Below are 15,671 nucleotides of genomic sequence, written 5' to 3' on the forward strand. Positions count from 1 at the left end.
CTGTTCAGGCCTTTCTGGTACGCGGTAAAAAGATCGCCAACACACCAAACAATGGCAGGAACGAGCACAGGAAATACACATACTCAATCCCGTGCACATCCGCCAGATGCCCAAGCAGCGCTGCACCAATCCCGCCGAAACCGAACATGAGTCCGAAGAAAATTCCGGCAATCATGCCGACATTGCCCGGCACCAGTTCCTGCGCGTACACCACAATCGCCGAGAATGCCGACGCCAGAATGAAGCCGATCACCACGCTGAGAATGCTGGTCCAGAACAGATCGACATGCGGCAGGATCAGGGTGAAAGGCGCCACCCCCAAGATGGAAAACCAGATCACAGCCTTGCGCCCGATCTTGTCGCCAATCGGTCCGCCGAAGAATGTTCCCGCCGCCACTGCGCCCAGGAAAAGGAACAAGTGCAGCTGCGAGCTGGCCACCGACAGGTCGAACTTCTCGATCAGGTAGAAAGTGAAGTAACTGGTGAAACTGGCCATATAGAAATACTTGGAGAACACCAGCAGCCCCAGCACCACCAGCGCACTGGTCACCCTGCCCTTCGACAAGCCGTGCGTCGCCGCCTGGCCGGCCTTGAGCTTGAACAGGTTGAGGTGATTGGCGTACCAGCGACTGATGCGGTACAGCACGAACAGCGCAAAAACCGCGAACAGGCCAAACCACGCCACATTGCCTTGGCCGAAGGGAATGATGATCGCCGCCGCCAGCAGCGGGCCGAACGCGGAGCCGGCATTGCCGCCGACCTGAAAGGTCGATTGCGCCAGACCAAACCGGCCGCCCGAGGCCAGTCGCGCAACACGCGAGGCTTCCGGGTGAAAGGTCGACGAGCCGATACCAATCAGCGCCGCCGCCAGCAGAATCAATGGGAAGCTGCCGACCACCGACATCATCAGAATGCCGATCAAGGTACACACCGTGCCCGCCGGCAACAGCCACGGTTTGGGGTGGCGATCAGTGTGATAACCGACCCACGGCTGCAACAGCGACGCGGTCAATTGGAAGGTCAAGGTGATCAGGCCGACCTGGGTGAAGGTCAGGCCATAGTTGGCCTTGAGCATCGGGTAGATCGACGGCAGCACCGACTGGATCAGGTCGTTGATCAAATGAGCCAGCGCCACCGCGCCGATGATGCGCATCACCAAGGGGCTGCTTTGCGGAGCAGCGGTCGCCGAGGCAGCGGCGGTCTGAACGTTGCTGATAGCCATGGAAAATTCCGGACAGCAGATGGGTGCCCGCAGGCAGGTGCGTCAATGTGCCATTTTTCGGTGCGCTCGCGCTATCCCCTTAGCCAGCTAACTAAGTTATTGGACACACCACCGTGTAGGAGCTGCCGAAGGCTGCGATCTTTTGATCTTGCTTTAACCATCAAAGTCAAAAGATCGCAGCCTTCGGCAGCTCCTACAGGGGATCGTTGGCAGCGAAGGTGATAGCGCAACGCCATGGTCTGAATCTTGCCTTGCTTCTGCCCTTGAACACGATCGCCTTACAAAGGCGCTCGACAATGGGAAGTTTCGCTACAGAGCCGGCCTACAGAGCGGGCATGGGTGAACTTTCGAGGCCTTTTAGAGGGCACGGGTCGTGAGCCAACAGCTCGCGATGCACGCCAATGGTGCGTGGTGTCCAGAGGAGTCATGAGGCATGCAGGCTTTCCTTTCACCGGGGATCAAATTGCTGGGGCGGTTTGGCTTCGCAGGTAAATTCCAATTGTTGTTTCTGCTGTTCATTCTGCCGCTGGCCGGCAGCCTGTTGATGATCGGCCATGACTATCGCGAGAAGCTCAATCTGATCGCCGGCGAACGTGCCGGTGTGCGTCAATTGCTCGCGCTGGATGCGCTGGACAACCTGCTCGCCGCGCAACGCGACCGCGCCGCCCGCTGGCGCGCCACCGAGACCAATCGTCAGCCGACACCGGCCACCCTCGCCGCCATGGCTGCCTTCGACGGCGTGCAACCGGCGGTGCTGCAAGCCACCACCGAGCTGGGCAATGCCCTGAACCAGCAAGGCGCCGACGGCGCAATCCTCGAACGCTTTCAGGCGCTGCAAACCGCACTCAATGGCCTGGATACGAAAAGCCTCAGCAATGTCGGCTGGTGGCCGGACGGTTATGACCGCTTCACCAATGCCCTGGGCGCGCTGCAAGCCTTGCGCGAGCAGATCGTCATGGACAATCGCCTGACCCTCGCGCCGTGGCTGGAAACCTACCTGCTGACGCAGATTTCCACGCAGCACGCACCGGACCTGATCGAGCGGGTCGGCCGTCTCGCCGCGGTCGGCCAGGCTTCGGTGGTCTCCGGGCAGTTCACCCTGCAGAGCCGCCTGCAGTTGCGCGACCTGCGCAGTCGAATCGGCGACGCCCGCGAGCAACTGGTGAAAACCGCCGGCCTGCTGGAGGCGCGTCTGCCAGTCGAGCTGCAAGCCTGGGCCGGTCAGTATCACGACAGCCTGAAACACCTCGACAGCGGCCTGAAAGTCCTCGACGACGGTGTGTTTGGCGGCAGCATCAACCTCAAGCCAGAGGACTTCGAACGCAGCCTCGACGCGCTGCTCACCGACCTCGCTTCCCTGCGCCAGCAATCCCTGGTCGCGCTGGATCAGCGGCTCGATGCGTATTACAGCTCGGCGATCCGCCAGTTCATTGTTGTCGCCGCAATTTTCGGTTGCCTGCTGTTGGCCGCGCTGTACCTGTTCGTCTGCCTGCAAGCCTCGATCCGCCGCAGCGCCAGCGGCATCACCTTGCTCGCTGAGGCCTTGCGCGACGGCAACCTGAGCCTGCAAGTGCCGGTAGTGGGTCGCGATGAGCTGGCAGCGATCAGCACCGCGCTCAACGTCGCTGTGGTGCAACTGCGCAGCAGCATGCTGGGCGTCGACCACGAGACCTCGCAGTTGAGCAACGCGGTACGCAGCCTCAACCAACACTCCAGCGGCGCCCTCGGTGAAGTTGAGGCGCAGCAGTTGCAGATCAGCCAGATCGCAGCTGCCGCCACGCAATTGGCCGCGACCTCGCAAGGCGTCGCGCAGAGTTGCGAACAGGCTTCCGCCAGCGCCCAGCAAACCCGGCGCATCGCCGCCGACAGCAGCCGCGACAGCCAACGCACCACGGCCAGCATTCAGCAGCTCAATCAGCGCCTGAACGACACTGCCGCCGCACTCGGCCGGGTCAGCGAGCAAGGCCAGCAGATTCAACTGGTCGTGGACACCATTCGCGGCGTCGCCGAGCAGACCAACCTGCTCGCGCTCAACGCCGCCATCGAAGCCGCCCGCGCCGGCGAACAGGGTCGCGGCTTTGCCGTGGTCGCCGACGAGGTGCGCAGCCTCTCGCAACGCACGCAATCGTCCACCGCGCAGATCGCCGGCACCGTCGACAGCCTGCGCGCCACGGTCAACGAAGCGGTGAGCCTGATGGAGGCCGCCTGTGGTCAGGCGCAATCGGATGCCGAAGCGGTCACCGGACTCGGCGAACGCCTGGGAGAAATCGCCAGCGCCGTACAGAGTGTCACCGACACCCTGGCGCAAATCGCCACGGCGGTTGAAGAACAGGCCAGCACCGCCGACGAAGTCAGCGGCAATATCCAGCAGGTCGATCAGGCAGCGGTGCGTTTGCTCGAAGGCGCACGCGCCGTGAACCTCGCGGCCGACACCTTGAGCCAAGGCAGCGAAGCCCTGAGCGCCAATACCGCCAGATTCCAACTGCGCTGACGCCCTCCCCGGCCCCGATTTTCGGGGCCCGAGGATAAGCGGTTGAAAACAGGAAGAAATATTTTCGATTTACGCTTGACGCTTTGCCATTTCAGGGGAATAATGCGCGCCACTTGGCTACATAGCTCAGTTGGTTAGAGCATAGCATTCATAATGCTGGGGTCCGGGGTTCAAGTCCCTGTGTAGCCACCAAGTACTAAAAACGGCTTACCGAAAGGTAGGCCGTTTTTTTATGCCTTGAGAAAAGTTGCGCTCTGCTTCACTCGCAACCTACCGCTTAATGTCAGCGGATCAATTCCACGTGCCCCATCAGAGAAATGCCGCAGGGAAAAAATCAGAAAGCCCGACATCGAGCCGGGCTTCTTATTACCACGGTGGATCACGCTGCTGTGTGTTCCTGATCATCCTGACTGTGAGCGACCACCTTCGACAAACCGAGCCCACAGCAGACAGCACCTTCAGTAGCGTAGAAAGGCCCGGGTTTCCATCTGCTGAAAATTGCCGGTAAAGATTGCCTCTATTGAGTCCGGTTGCGTTGGAGACAGCGGCAAAACCGCCTCTCGCTTCCACCACACGTCGCACCGCGGTGAGAAACACAGACTCACCGCCCTCTTCATCAATTTCTTCCAATGCTGCAACGAGATATTCGAGAGCGAAATTCTCGTCCGTGCGCAGCATTTCGAGAACACTGTCCTCGTGATTGCTTACGCTTTTCATTGAGCTACCTCTTCAGCGCCTTCCAGATTTCTTTTGATTGATCGATGTCGTGTTGCTGCCTTTGTTTTGTTCCACCGCCCAGCAAAAGTGAAGCCCCTCCTGGCAACCGTACAGAAAACATCCTCAGGCAACGCCGCGTAGGCTGTCGACCTGAATAATCTGTACGAGAAATCCGGCGTAATCAGCCATTCAAACGAAAAGACTACAGCCGCGACCGACGATAATTTCGCCTGACCCAGGCGCAAAACCGCTGGACTGAGATAGCCCTGTAGGAAGCAGGCTCTGCTCACGTAAGAACTGGATTTTTCATCACTTCAAGCACCCGCCCCTCTCTCCCCGAATTGCCCTTCGACCGACAAGCTCCCCTGGCTCGATCCAGCGCCATGCAGGGAGTTGGCATGCCTCAATACAAATACCTTCTCGACGATGACTGGTTTTTAAATCCGTATAGCGGTGGCAGGGCCTGGTTTACTTTGCTTCCACCGAAAGCGCCGGAGCCGGTGTACATCGAGAAGGATGAGTGGCCTGCGCCCAAGCCACGCGAAGACAGGGTCTTTGCCAAGTCCTGCACGCCGGACAACTGGTGTCGCACGGACGCTGGCACTGCCGAGGAGCCAGCCAGTAACTTCGGCAAGATCATGGTCGCTGGCGCCATGCTCATGCCCTCCGCCAGTACCGCTGTCGCGACGGCAATAGGCGCCGACCTGGCTTTGGGGCGTCTGGCCGGCGGCGGGATTTTGCAACAGCGCCTGAACTGGGCCATCCGTGGCGCCGGCGGGCCGGCCAGTGTGTTCGTGCTGGGAATGCTGCCGAGCAAAATGGCCGACGGCACGCTTCACACCGACGAAGAACTACGCCGCATGAGCCGCGCCACCACGCGCGTGCGCTTCCAGTTTCGTCGTGATGCCGAAGGTGTTCTGCGGGTCTACGGCATCCACTCCGGCGCCTCTGGCGATGACGCCGTACGCACGGTGAGCGTCAATTGGAACGCCGACAAGACCGCCATGGAGGCCAAGCTCAACGGCATCACCATTCTCTGGACGCCGCAACGCGGGCCGTTGGGGTCGATGCCTCCGCTGGTTTATCCCGACCACGGTGAGGCACTCGGCCCGATCCTCGTCCACCCGATCCCGGACAACACCGATAGCCAGATTGAGGGTCTGCCGGGCGAGGATGTAACGGCCGAGGATTGTATTCTGGTGTTCCCGGCGGACACCGGGCTGAAGTCGTTGTATGTGGTTTATTCGAGGCCGGCGAGGCAGACGCCGGGGATCGTTACGGGGGTGGGTGAGGATGTGTCGGGGATATGGCTTGCGGGGGCTGATTCGGGCGTGGGGGTTCCGATTCCAACAGACGTTGCCAACTCTCTACGAGGACGAGAATTCAAAAGCTTCGACTCATTCAGAGCAACCTTTTGGAAAACGGTTGCAGAGTCAGCATCGGGGGGGTGAGTTGATTGAACAGAATGTTGGTCGCATGCGTAAGGGTAAGGCGCCACGTGTGCGTAAAGCCGATAGAGTCGGCGGTAGAAAGTCTTATGAAATTCACCATCTCGAAAAAATATCCAAGGGCGGTGGCGTATATGACCTAGATAACCTTCGAGTAAATACTCCTCGGAACCATATAGATATACACCGGCGTGAATAGGCAAATATGAAAGACACCTTATTAAAAGCCAGCATTTCTGAGTACACAGAGGCCGAATTCGTCGCGCTACTACAAGAGCTCGCGAAAGAGGATGAAGAGGCTGAAAACGATGATCGTGCTGATTTACTGTTGGCACACTTCGAGACAATCAGCGAGCATCCAGCAGGATCGGACTTGATCTACTACCCGGAGCCTGGTGCTGATAACTCGCCTGTGGGGGTAATGCAAAGTGTCAGGGACTGGCGAGCAGCACAGGGATTATCCGGGTTCAAAGACTCTTGATAAGTCGTGTCGTTGAGGGTTCGAGCCATCGAGTTAACTTTGGCTCTCACGATTTATTGCGTCTCAACACATCCAAGATTCGTGCATGAGATAGGCAATGGCAACGGAATTCCTTATTAAAGACGATTTGTCAGATTACACCGAGCAAGAATTCATCAACCTCCTTGAGCGCATTGTCGGAAATGAGGGGAGCGAGAAAGAAGAAAGCAAGATCGTTCTTCACTTCAATTTGATTTGTGGACATCCAAGAGGATCCGATTTGATTTTTTACCCTGAAAATGGCGCCGATGACTCGGCACAGGGAATCATTGAGTCATTGAAGAAATGGCGTAGTGACCATGGGCTGTCGGGCTTCAAGCAATGATAAGAAAACGCACCAAGCAAAGCATAGCTGACTACACAGAATCAGAATTCATCTGTTTCGTGAAAAATATAAGAGCAGTCAACAGAAGTGGGTCTGACAAGGAGCTTGGCAGATTGCTGGCGGAATTCAGGGCTTTGACCGGCCACCCCGCTGGAACAGACCTGATCTTCTACCCCGAGCCCGGAGCAGATACAACATCTGCCGGAATAGCTCGTACAGTCATGGCATGGCGCGAAGCGAATCGACTACCCGGATTCAAGACATGAATCCAGCCGCCCGTTTCATTTGAACTGTGGAACTACAACTTGGGAATGTCATGACTAACATATCCGACTACACCGAAGCAGAATTCTTGAAATTTGTGCAATCTGTTCTTGCAGCCAACACAAGCCCAGACGAGATTCTCGATCCGCTGTTGTTTGAATTTGTACGTCTGTGTGAGCACCCAGCGGGCACTGACCTTATCTATTGGCCCGAGGACATGAAACAACAAACAGCCGAGAGCATTACCGAAATCGTGAAAAAGTGGCGCTCTACCCATGGTCTACCCGGCTTCAAGCAATAAGTTTCTGACTCACTAACCCTGCATCACTCTCAAGAAGATCGCATCGCCTGAGTTACCCCTTTCGCGAGCAGGCTCGCTCCCACAAGGGCATCGTTTTCGGCCAATCGACTGGCGCGGCCGCTGAGCGGGAGGGCTGTAATCCCCACGCGGTTTGCACCCCGCCGGCCCGCTCGATAAAGTCCTCCATGACTTTTATTCCACGGACGGAGATCCCGCGTGTTTCCAGCCCAGCCCTTGAAGCGCTTTCGCCTGCTAGCCCTGACACTGCTTGTCAGCGCTCTGACCCTCACCGCGTGCAACGCCCCGCCCTCTTCTTCCTTGCCGCTGGCGCCGGAAGCCGCTTCCGGTTACCGCACTGATCTGCAAACCCGACACGCCAATAAACACATGGCCGCTGCTGCCAACCCGCTCGCGGCCGAGGCCGGGCGGGAGATGTTGCGTCAGGGTGGTTCGGCGATTGATGCGGCGATTGCGATGCAGGCGGTGTTGACGCTGGTTGAGCCGCAGTCTTCCGGGATCGGTGGCGGGGCGATGATTGTGTTGTGGGATGGCAAGCAGGTGCGCACCTATGACGGCCGCGAAACGGCGCCGGCCGGGGCCACTGAGAAGCTGTTCCTGAAGGCTGACGGTAAACCGATGGCTTTCACGCAAGCGCAGATCGGCGGGCGCTCGGTCGGTACGCCCGGGGTATTGCGGGCGCTGGAGCTGTCGCATCGACAACACGGTCGCTTGCCATGGGCGAAGCTGTTTGAGCCAGCGATCAAACTGGCCGAGCAAGGCTTTGCGATTTCCCCGCGCCTGCATTCGCTGCTGACTGCCGATCCACTGATACGCCAGTCGCCAGACATGGCTGCGTACTTCCTGAATGACGATGGCAGCGTCAAAGCCGTCGGCACGCGCCTGCAAAACCCGAAGTTGGCCGCCGTGTTCAAACGCATCGCCAGCGAAGGTGCCGATGCGCTGTACAACGGTCCGATCGCCGAAGAGATCGTCGCCAAGGTTCAACAGCACGCCAACCCCGGCAGCCTGTCGCTGACCGATTTGCAGCGTTATCAGGCCAAGGAGCGCGCGCCGCTGTGTACCGACTACAAGCGTTGGCAGGTCTGCGGCATGCCGCCACCGTCGTCGGGCGGGATCGCCGTGGCGCAGATTCTCGGCACGTTGCAGGCGCTGGAGACTCGCGACCCACGCCTGTCGCTGACCCCGCTCAAACCAGTGAACAGCAATAGGCCAGCCGGCATCGAACCGGCGCCGCAAGCGGTGCATCTGATCGCCGAGGCCGAACGCCTGGCCTATGCCGATCGCGCGCAATACGTGGCCGACACCGACTTCGTCCCGGTGCCGGTCAAAGGGTTGCTCGATCCTGCCTATCTGGCCAGCCGCGCCAGCCTGATCGGCGAGCGCAGCATGGGCAGCGCCAAACCGGGCACACCGCCGGGCGTACAGGTTGCCTACGCACCGGACCGCTCGCCGTTGCGCATCTCGACCTCGCAAGTGGTCGCGGTGGATGATCTCGGCGGCGCCGTGTCGATGACCACCACCATCGAAGCCGCGTTCGGCTCGCACCTGATGGTTCAGGGTTTTCTGCTGAACAACCAGATGACCGACTTCTCGTTCATCCCCGAAGAGAACGGGCAGAAAGTCGCGAACCGCGTCGAACCGGGCAAACGCCCACGCTCGTCGATGGCGCCGACGCTGATCTTTGATCGCAACACCGGTGAATTTGTCGCCACGGTCGGCTCCCCCGGCGGCTCGCAGATCATCGAATACGTGGCGAAAACCACCATCGGCCTGCTCGACTGGAACCGCGATGCACAAAGTGCGATCAACCTGCCCAACTTCGGCAGCCGCAATGGCCCGACCGAACTGGAACAGGGGCAGTTCAGCCCGGCGCTGATTCAGGCACTCAAGGACAAGGGCCACACGGTCAGCGAAATCGACATGACCAGCGGCACCCAGGCGATCGTGCGGGTGAAGGATGCGCAGGGCAAAGCGACATTGACGGGGGGTGCCGATCCTCGGCGTGAGGGAGAGGCGTTGGGGGATTGAGTATTACGAAGTGGGCAGAAAAGGCTTACCGGGAGGTAGGCCTTTTTTTTCGGCGATTGGCTCTGTTCATATGTCCCTAGTCGCCTTTTCCTACCCCGAAAAATAGTTGCTTGGCTTAAATTCAATCAGCAAAGATCGTAAGAAAATGGAGCAACCATGAATCCGAGCCCGATCCATACCGAAGAAGATTACAGACTGGCACTCAAAAAGGTTTCTGCGCTGTTCGACAGTGAGCCGGAACCTGGCACCTCTGAGGGTGATTATTTCAACGAAATGATTAACCTCATCGAAGCCTATGAAGCCCGGCAATGTCAGCGATTCGCCACCAAATGCACCCCAAACAACAAATAGCACCCACCTGCCAATCGATCCAGCCACTGGCGTGACCGCTCGTAGACACTAGCAACCCGGCGGCTGGCGAAGAACAGAGCGACGCTGCAATACCAGCTGAACGACAGCGTGGCCATGGTCAGCACGGCCAGCGCCAGCAGGAGCGGCGGTACGTGGGGCGGCATGGCGGTGGCGAAGATGGTGGCGACAAAGAGTGCCGATTTCGGGTTGGTCATGTTGCCGAGGAAACCGCGAGCGTAGACGCCGGAATAAGTCTGCCGGGGCGCAGCCGGTGTACCGGGGGCAACCGTAGCCTTGCGCTTGAATTGCTTCAGCCCCAGATAAATCAGGTAGCAACCGCCGGCAATCTTGAAGCCCAGATAGAGGGTCGGCGCGGCGCTGAACAACGTCTTGATTCCCAAGCCGCCGGCAAGGCCCCACAGTACCGTGCCGGTGGCCACACCCAGCGCAGCCACCACGCCATGTCGGCGCGAGTGACTGGCCGCGAGTTGCGCAATGTTGAAGAAATTTGGCCCGGGCGTGACCACCGCCACCGTCCACAACAGCGCCAGCGACAGCAACGGGGCAAGATAACCGGCAACAGAAACATCCATGAGCGTTGCGCCTGAGCAGTGGAATGAAGCCTCTACCTTGCTACATCCGCTGACGGTTTTCCATCAACGTCATTTAAACCGCCAACGTCTTGCCATCCACCCCATCCCCAATCTTCAGGAAATGCCCGCCCGCAACGTGGTGCAGCGTGCGCAATCCATCCTGCCCTTCGAAATGCCAGCGCCCATCGCTGAACACACGCTCATCGGCCTGGGCAGCAATGACTTCGGCAAGGAACAGGTCGTACTGCTCGTGATTGCGCGGCTCCGGCAGCAGGCGGCATTCGAGCCAGGCGACACAGCCGTCGAGCAGCGGCGCTTCAACCTGTTCGCCAGCGAAGGTGTGTAGGCCGTACGCCTGAAGCTTGTCCCGGCCCTGGTTGCGGGTGATTTCCAGGCCGGAGGTGTTGCCGACGGTTTGCACGATATCGGCCTGATTGACGCAAGGCACGTTCAACACAAAGGTGCCGGAGGCCTCGAGCAACTGGCGGGTCCAGGTGGATTTGTCGAGGACGACGGCGACTTTCGGCGGTTCGAAATCCAGCGGCATGGCCCAGGCGGCGGCCATGATGTTGCGCTGGCCGTCGTGAGCGGCGCTGACCAGCACGGTCGGCCCGTGGTTGAGCAGGCGGTAGGCTTTGTTCAGGGGCACCGGACGGCGGTGGGAGACGCTCATGGGAATCTGCTCCAGAGGAAAAGGAGCCGATTGTAGCGTTGTCACTGGCGAAACACAGAACCTGTGGGAGCGAGCCTGCTCGCGAAAGCGGCGTGTCAGCCAACATTAATGTTGAATCGCCTTCGCGAGCAGGCTCGCTCCCACAGTTGATCAGTGTCGATCAGTGAGACAGCTGATTGGCAAACTGCCCCACTGCATCCACCACTTTCTGCGCACCGTCCTGAATCTCGACGATCACCGTGCCCGCCTCCGCCGCCAGCGCCAGGCCCTGTTCAGCCTGGAGCTTGCCGTCGGTCATCAGGGCCACGGCGTTGCGGGCCATTTCCTGGTTCTGTCGTACCACGCCGACGATTTCGTCCGTCGCCTGGCTGGTGCGCGAGGCCAGTTGCCGGACCTCGTCCGCGACCACGGCAAAACCACGGCCCTGCTCGCCGGCCCGGGCGGCTTCGATCGCGGCGTTGAGCGCCAGCAGGTTGGTCTGTTCGGCAATGCCGCTGATGGTTTTGACGATCGTGCCGATCACCAACGACTGCTCGTTGAGCGCCTCGATACCTTCGCCAGCGGCTTGCATGTGCCGCGACAAATCACGCATCACGTTCACCGCTTCGGTGACGACCGTGGTGCCCCGTTGTGCGGTGCTGTCGGTCTGTTGCGAGGTGCTGTAAGCGATGCTGGCCGCGTCGGCAACCGCCTGCTCGCGGTTGACCTGATCGGTGATCACCGTGGCGAACTTCACCACTTTGTACAGTCTGTCGTTGGCATCGACCACCGGGTTGTAGGACGCCTCCAGCCACACCGTACGACCATGGCTGTCGATACGCTTGAAGCGGCCTGCGACGAATTCGCCGCTGTTCAAGCGCCGCCAGAAGTTCTGGTACTCGGCGCTGTTGTATTCTTCCGGGGCGCAGAACGTGCGGTGATGTTTGCCTTTGATCTGCGCCAGGCTGTAACCCATGCCGTTGAGGAACCGATCATTGGCGCTAAGCACATTGCCGTTAAGATCGAACTCGATCACGGCGGTAGAGCGCACCAGCGCGCCGATCAGGTTCTCATGCTCGCGGGAGGCTTCGATGGTGCGGGTCAGGTCGCTGGCGTAGAAGGAAATGTGTCTGATCCGGCCATCGGACGAGCGCACCGGTTGCACGATGGAACGCAGCCACGCCTCGTCGCCATTGCCGCGCAACAGGCGCACGGCGCCGGCGAAGTGCTCACCACGGCTCATCGAGTTTTTGAAGCGCTGATGGAATTCGTCGGTTTTGACGTGGGCCGGCACGATGTCTTCAATTGCCCGGCCGACCAGGTCCTGGCTCTTGTAGAGCATTTCATCAAGAAAATTCTGGTTGACCGAACGAATCCGCCCGTCGGGCTCAAGGGTCAGCGCGAGCATTTCGCTTTCCAGGCTTTCCTTCACTTGTACAAGGCTGGAGAGTTCTTCGCGCAGAGCGGCCAGCTCTTGTTTCAAGCGTTTATTGAACATGGGAAAGCACCGATGGCAGGGTAGTTAGCGGATACAACCTAGCCATCGGCCTTGCGCAGCTTTTCTGAAGCCAGCGCCAGATCCGTCAGTCGAAAATAATCCGGCGCTTGCGGCTCAGGCAGCGCCGGCAGCCTGACACGGTCCGGTACGTGGCATGCGCGCACCGAAATACGCCGCTGTCAGAACTCCCACCGCGCCCATCACTGCACAGAAGATTACGCAGACCCACGGGCTCCACGGCATCAGACCAATCAGCAACAGCGGCGTGATACTCGCCCACGCCGCGTAGGCAATGTTGTAGGTGAAGGAAATGCCCGACACGCGAATCCGCGCCGGGAACAACCCGACCATCACCGAAGGCACCGCACCCACTACCCCACAAGCGAGACCGGCGACCGCATAGGCCATGCCGATCCAATGCCCGCCCAGGATCAGACAGCCATACAACACGCCAATGCCCAATGGCAGCAACAGGCTGTAGAGCATGACCGTGCGCCAGGCGCCGATGCGATCGACCAGCAGCCCCGCGATCACGCAGCCAATGTTGAGAAAGACGATGCCCAAGGCACTGAGGCCGAAGGTGTGGCTGGCGGTCATGCCGAAGGTTTTCTGCATCATGGTCGGGGTGATGACCACGAAGACCACCACCGCCGAGGTGAGTACGCAGGTGAGCAACATGGCCGGCAGCATGGCCAGACGATGTTCACCCAGCACCGTGCGCAACGGCAGCTCGACCCGCGCCTCGCGCTGCGCTTCCATGGCCATGAACACCGGGGTTTCGCTGAGCCATCGGCGCAGATAAACGCCCACCACGCCGAACACGCCGCCGAGCAGAAACGGATAGCGCCAGGCGTAATCGAGAATTTCGCCAGGCGTGAACACCTGCGCGAGGAAGGTCGCGGTGAGTGCGCCGATCAAGTAACCGAAGGTCAGGCCGGCCTGCAGAAAGCCCAAGGCGTAGCCGCGATGGCCGGTCGGTGCATGCTCGGCGACGAACACCCAGGCACTCGGCACTTCACCACCCACCGCCGCGCCTTGCAGAATGCGCAGCGCCAACAACAATAACGGGGCGAAATAGCCGATCTGTGCGTAGGTCGGCATGATCCCGATCAGCAGGCACGGCAGCGCCATCATCAGGATGCTCAGGCTGAACACCTTTTTGCGGCCCAGACGGTCGGCGAAATGCGCCATCAGAATCCCGCCCAGCGGCCGCGCCAGATAACCGGTGACGAAGATGCCGAAACTCTGCAGCAAACGCAGCCACTCGGGCATTTCCGGGGGGAAGAACAACTGACTCAGGGTCAGTGCGAAGAATACGAAAATGATGAAATCGTAGATTTCCAGCGCCCCGCCGAGCGCCGCAAGGCCGAGGGTCTTGTAGTCGGAGCGGCTGAACGGCGCCGGTCGGGCTGGAGAATTGGCAGTCATGACAAAGAACTCAGGCATCGGCAAAAACCAAGGCGCTCATGGTCTACGCAAAAACGCGGATCGACAACCCGTCAGACCATAGTCTCGGTTTGCGAAAACCTGCTCAACAAAAGGGCGGCGCTTGATTTACTGTTAGCGCCTGTCCAAGGGACCACGCCAACACCGACCAGCCGCCCATGTGGGAGCGAGCCTGCTCGCGAAAGCGTCAGTTCAGACAACCTGATGCTGAATGTGCCGACGCCTTCGCTAGCAGGCTCGCTCCCACAGGGGATCTCTGTGGCTGTCGAGCCGGGCGACTGCTCCCACGGATCAAAATAACCATAAAAAATCCGAGGTACTTCCCGTGGCCGTTGATATCGAAGATAGCCGCTCCGCGCGCTTTGCCCTGCGCTGTTCAAGTTTTGCCGAACGCTGGTTTCCCGATTCCTGGGTATTCGCCGCGCTGGCCGTGATCATCGTTGCACTGGCCACGCTGGCCATGGGCGCCAAACCCACCGCTGCAGCGATGGCCTTCGGCGACGGCTTCTGGAGCCTGATCCCGTTCACCATGCAGATGGCCTTCGTGGTGATCGGCGGTTACGTCGTCGCCAGCTCACCGCCCGCAGTCAAGCTGATCGACAAACTGGCACGAATCCCGAAGAACGGCCGCTCCGCCGTGGCCTGGGTGGCGTTGATCTCGATGGTCGCCTCGCTGCTCAATTGGGGTCTGTCGCTGGTATTCGGCGGGCTGCTGGTACGCGCCCTCGCCCGCCGCACCGATCTGAAAATGGATTACCGCGCCGCCGGTGCTGCGGCATACCTTGGCCTTGGCGCGGTGTGGGCGCTGGGCTTGTCATCGTCGGCCGCACAGTTGCAGGCCAACCCGGGCAGCCTGCCGCCGTCGATCCTGTCGATCACTGGCGTAATCCCGTTCACCGAAACCATTTTTCTCTGGCAGTCCGGGGTCATGCTGCTGGCGCTGATCGTGATCTCGATCATCATCGCCTACGCCACCGCGCCCGGGCCGAATTCGGCACGCGACGCCAAGGCCTGCGGCATCGACCCGGCGTTCAACCTGCCGCCGCTGCAACCGCGCACGCGCCCCGGCGAATGGCTGGAACACAGCCCTTTGCTGATCATCGTGTTGGTGCTGCTGGGGGCGGGATGGCTGTTTCACGAGTTTTCAACCAAACCGGCGATTACCGCGATTTCGGGCCTGAACACCTATAACTTCCTGTTCATCATGCTCGGCGCGCTGCTGCACTGGCGCCCGCGCAGCTTCCTTGATGCGGTGGCCCGTGCGGTGCCGACCACCACTGGCGTGTTGATCCAGTTCCCGCTGTACGGCTCGATCGCCGCGCTGATGACCACGGTCAAAGGCGCCGATGCGCAAACCCTCGCGCATCACATCTCGACTTTCTTCGTCAGCATCGCCTCCCACGACACCTATGCGCTGCTGATGGGCGTCTATTCGGCGATTCTCGGTTTCTTCATCCCGTCCGGCGGCGGCAAATGGATCATCGAAGCGCCCTACGTGATGCAAGTGGCCAATGACCTGCAATACCACCTCGGCTGGGCGGTGCAGATCTACAACGCCGCCGAAGCCCTGCCGAACCTGATCAACCCGTTCTATATGCTGCCGTTGCTGGGCGTGCTCGGGTTGAAGGCGCGGGATCTGATCGGCTTCTCGTTCGTGCAACTGCTGGTGCACACGCCACTGGTGCTGCTGCTGTTGTGGGCGCTGGGGACGACATTGGCGTATACGCCGCCGGTGATGCCGTAAGTCGATAAAAACGCACCTGCTCAAGGGCAGGTGCTCTTAAAACTTGGTTT

Annotated in this window: 14 protein-coding genes, 1 tRNA gene and 3 pseudogenes; 11 read left to right on the forward strand and 7 right to left on the reverse strand. The window is 59.9% G+C overall.

Going from position 1 to position 15,671, the window contains the following annotated elements; genetic code table 11:
* Positions 1-4 precede the first annotated feature (4 nt).
* Entirely contained in the window at positions 5-1,222 is a 1,218-nt protein-coding gene (locus ND528_RS22760; protein ID WP_073473520.1) for an MFS transporter, read from the reverse strand.
* 433 nt (positions 1,223-1,655) lie between these two features.
* Here ND528_RS22760 and ND528_RS22765 point away from each other — a divergent pair, with 433 nt between their 5' ends.
* Together ND528_RS22765 and ND528_RS22770 are read left to right on the forward strand one after the other, a co-directional pair.
* The gene (locus ND528_RS22765) at positions 1,656-3,713 is read left to right on the forward strand and encodes a methyl-accepting chemotaxis protein (protein ID WP_263471287.1); all 2,058 of its coding nucleotides are present in this window, start codon (positions 1,656-1,658) and stop codon (positions 3,711-3,713) included.
* A gap of 115 nt (positions 3,714-3,828) precedes the next feature.
* Positions 3,829-3,905: transfer RNA gene (locus tag ND528_RS22770), tRNA-Met, on the forward strand.
* 187 nt (positions 3,906-4,092) lie between these two features.
* Here the strand turns inward: ND528_RS22770 and ND528_RS22775 are convergent.
* Positions 4,093-4,430 (reverse strand): annotated as a pseudogene (locus ND528_RS22775) (helix-turn-helix domain-containing transcriptional regulator).
* 398 nt (positions 4,431-4,828) lie between these two features.
* Between ND528_RS22775 and ND528_RS22780 the strand changes: the two are divergent.
* The 8 genes and pseudogenes from ND528_RS22780 to ND528_RS22810 all read left to right on the forward strand — a co-directional run.
* Complete coding sequence (locus ND528_RS22780; RefSeq protein ID WP_263471288.1) at positions 4,829-5,881, forward strand: S-type pyocin domain-containing protein; 1,053 nt, start codon at positions 4,829-4,831, stop codon at positions 5,879-5,881.
* A 25-nt stretch (positions 5,882-5,906) separates the two neighbouring features.
* Positions 5,907-6,077 (forward strand): hypothetical protein, encoded by a 171-nt coding sequence (locus tag ND528_RS28305; protein WP_330221322.1) that lies wholly within the window; start codon positions 5,907-5,909, stop codon positions 6,075-6,077.
* Between the two features lie 6 nt (positions 6,078-6,083).
* Positions 6,084-6,359: a bacteriocin immunity protein gene (locus ND528_RS22785; RefSeq protein ID WP_130910067.1), complete on the forward strand. Its 276-nt coding sequence runs from the start codon at positions 6,084-6,086 to the stop codon at positions 6,357-6,359.
* A gap of 97 nt (positions 6,360-6,456) precedes the next feature.
* The gene (locus tag ND528_RS22790) at positions 6,457-6,723 is read left to right on the forward strand and encodes a bacteriocin immunity protein (protein WP_263471289.1); all 267 of its coding nucleotides are present in this window, start codon (positions 6,457-6,459) and stop codon (positions 6,721-6,723) included.
* Entirely contained in the window at positions 6,720-6,989 is a 270-nt protein-coding gene (locus ND528_RS22795) for a bacteriocin immunity protein (protein WP_076564114.1), read from the forward strand. Before ND528_RS22790 ends, ND528_RS22795 begins: the two co-directional genes overlap by 4 nt.
* A 50-nt stretch (positions 6,990-7,039) precedes the next feature.
* A complete protein-coding gene (locus ND528_RS22800; protein WP_150638764.1) occupies positions 7,040-7,288 on the forward strand; it encodes a bacteriocin immunity protein in 249 nt (82 codons plus the stop codon).
* Positions 7,289-7,504: 216 nt separating this feature from the next.
* Entirely contained in the window at positions 7,505-9,337 is a 1,833-nt protein-coding gene (gene ggt / locus ND528_RS22805) for a gamma-glutamyltransferase (RefSeq protein ID WP_263471290.1), read from the forward strand.
* A 156-nt stretch (positions 9,338-9,493) separates the two neighbouring features.
* Positions 9,494-9,643: pseudogene (locus ND528_RS22810) on the forward strand (transcriptional regulator); the annotation flags it as partial.
* Between the two features lie 5 nt (positions 9,644-9,648).
* Here the strand turns inward: ND528_RS22810 and ND528_RS22815 are convergent.
* The 5 genes and pseudogenes from ND528_RS22815 to ND528_RS22830 form a co-directional block, all read right to left on the reverse strand.
* On the reverse strand, positions 9,649-10,281 hold the full coding sequence (locus ND528_RS22815) for a LysE family translocator (protein WP_130910070.1): 633 nt from the start codon (positions 10,279-10,281) through the stop codon (positions 9,649-9,651).
* A gap of 73 nt (positions 10,282-10,354) precedes the next feature.
* On the reverse strand, positions 10,355-10,954 hold the full coding sequence (locus ND528_RS22820; RefSeq protein ID WP_263471291.1) for a flavin reductase family protein: 600 nt from the start codon (positions 10,952-10,954) through the stop codon (positions 10,355-10,357).
* 160 nt (positions 10,955-11,114) lie between these two features.
* Positions 11,115-11,675: a methyl-accepting chemotaxis protein gene (locus tag ND528_RS28530; protein ID WP_241663599.1), complete on the reverse strand. Its 561-nt coding sequence runs from the start codon at positions 11,673-11,675 to the stop codon at positions 11,115-11,117.
* A pseudogene (locus ND528_RS28535) lies at positions 11,655-12,431 on the reverse strand (PAS domain-containing protein); the annotation flags it as partial. The gene ND528_RS28530 and the pseudogene ND528_RS28535, both read right to left, overlap by 21 nt.
* A gap of 114 nt (positions 12,432-12,545) precedes the next feature.
* The gene (locus ND528_RS22830; RefSeq protein ID WP_263471292.1) at positions 12,546-13,859 is read right to left on the reverse strand and encodes an MFS transporter; all 1,314 of its coding nucleotides are present in this window, start codon (positions 13,857-13,859) and stop codon (positions 12,546-12,548) included.
* Between the two features lie 343 nt (positions 13,860-14,202).
* Between ND528_RS22830 and ND528_RS22835 the strand changes: the two genes are divergently transcribed.
* Entirely contained in the window at positions 14,203-15,621 is a 1,419-nt protein-coding gene (locus ND528_RS22835; protein WP_263471293.1) for a short-chain fatty acid transporter, read from the forward strand.
* Positions 15,622-15,671: the final 50 nt, after the last annotated feature.

This window comes from Pseudomonas mercuritolerans (assembly GCF_025706525.1).
Lineage (GTDB): Bacteria > Pseudomonadota > Gammaproteobacteria > Pseudomonadales > Pseudomonadaceae > Aquipseudomonas > Aquipseudomonas mercuritolerans.

Excerpts from the sequence above, each read along its gene's own strand:
- ND528_RS22820 (WP_263471291.1), bottom strand. The coding sequence starts at position 10,954 with ATGAGCGTCTCCCACCGCCGTCCGGTGCCCCTGAACAAAGCCTACCGC.
- ND528_RS22760 (WP_073473520.1), bottom strand. The coding sequence starts at position 1,222 with ATGGCTATCAGCAACGTTCAGACCGCCGCTGCCTCGGCGACCGCTGCT.
- ND528_RS22780 (WP_263471288.1), top strand. The coding sequence starts at position 4,829 with ATGCCTCAATACAAATACCTTCTCGACGATGACTGGTTTTTAAATCCG.
- ND528_RS22830 (WP_263471292.1), bottom strand. The coding sequence starts at position 13,859 with ATGACTGCCAATTCTCCAGCCCGACCGGCGCCGTTCAGCCGCTCCGAC.
- ND528_RS22765 (WP_263471287.1), top strand. The coding sequence starts at position 1,656 with ATGCAGGCTTTCCTTTCACCGGGGATCAAATTGCTGGGGCGGTTTGGC.
- ND528_RS28305 (WP_330221322.1), top strand. The coding sequence starts at position 5,907 with ATGCGTAAGGGTAAGGCGCCACGTGTGCGTAAAGCCGATAGAGTCGGC.
- ND528_RS22795 (WP_076564114.1), top strand. The coding sequence starts at position 6,720 with ATGATAAGAAAACGCACCAAGCAAAGCATAGCTGACTACACAGAATCA.
- ND528_RS22790 (WP_263471289.1), top strand. The coding sequence starts at position 6,457 with ATGGCAACGGAATTCCTTATTAAAGACGATTTGTCAGATTACACCGAG.
- ND528_RS22815 (WP_130910070.1), bottom strand. The coding sequence starts at position 10,281 with ATGGATGTTTCTGTTGCCGGTTATCTTGCCCCGTTGCTGTCGCTGGCG.
- ND528_RS22785 (WP_130910067.1), top strand. The coding sequence starts at position 6,084 with ATGAAAGACACCTTATTAAAAGCCAGCATTTCTGAGTACACAGAGGCC.
- ND528_RS22800 (WP_150638764.1), top strand. The coding sequence starts at position 7,040 with ATGACTAACATATCCGACTACACCGAAGCAGAATTCTTGAAATTTGTG.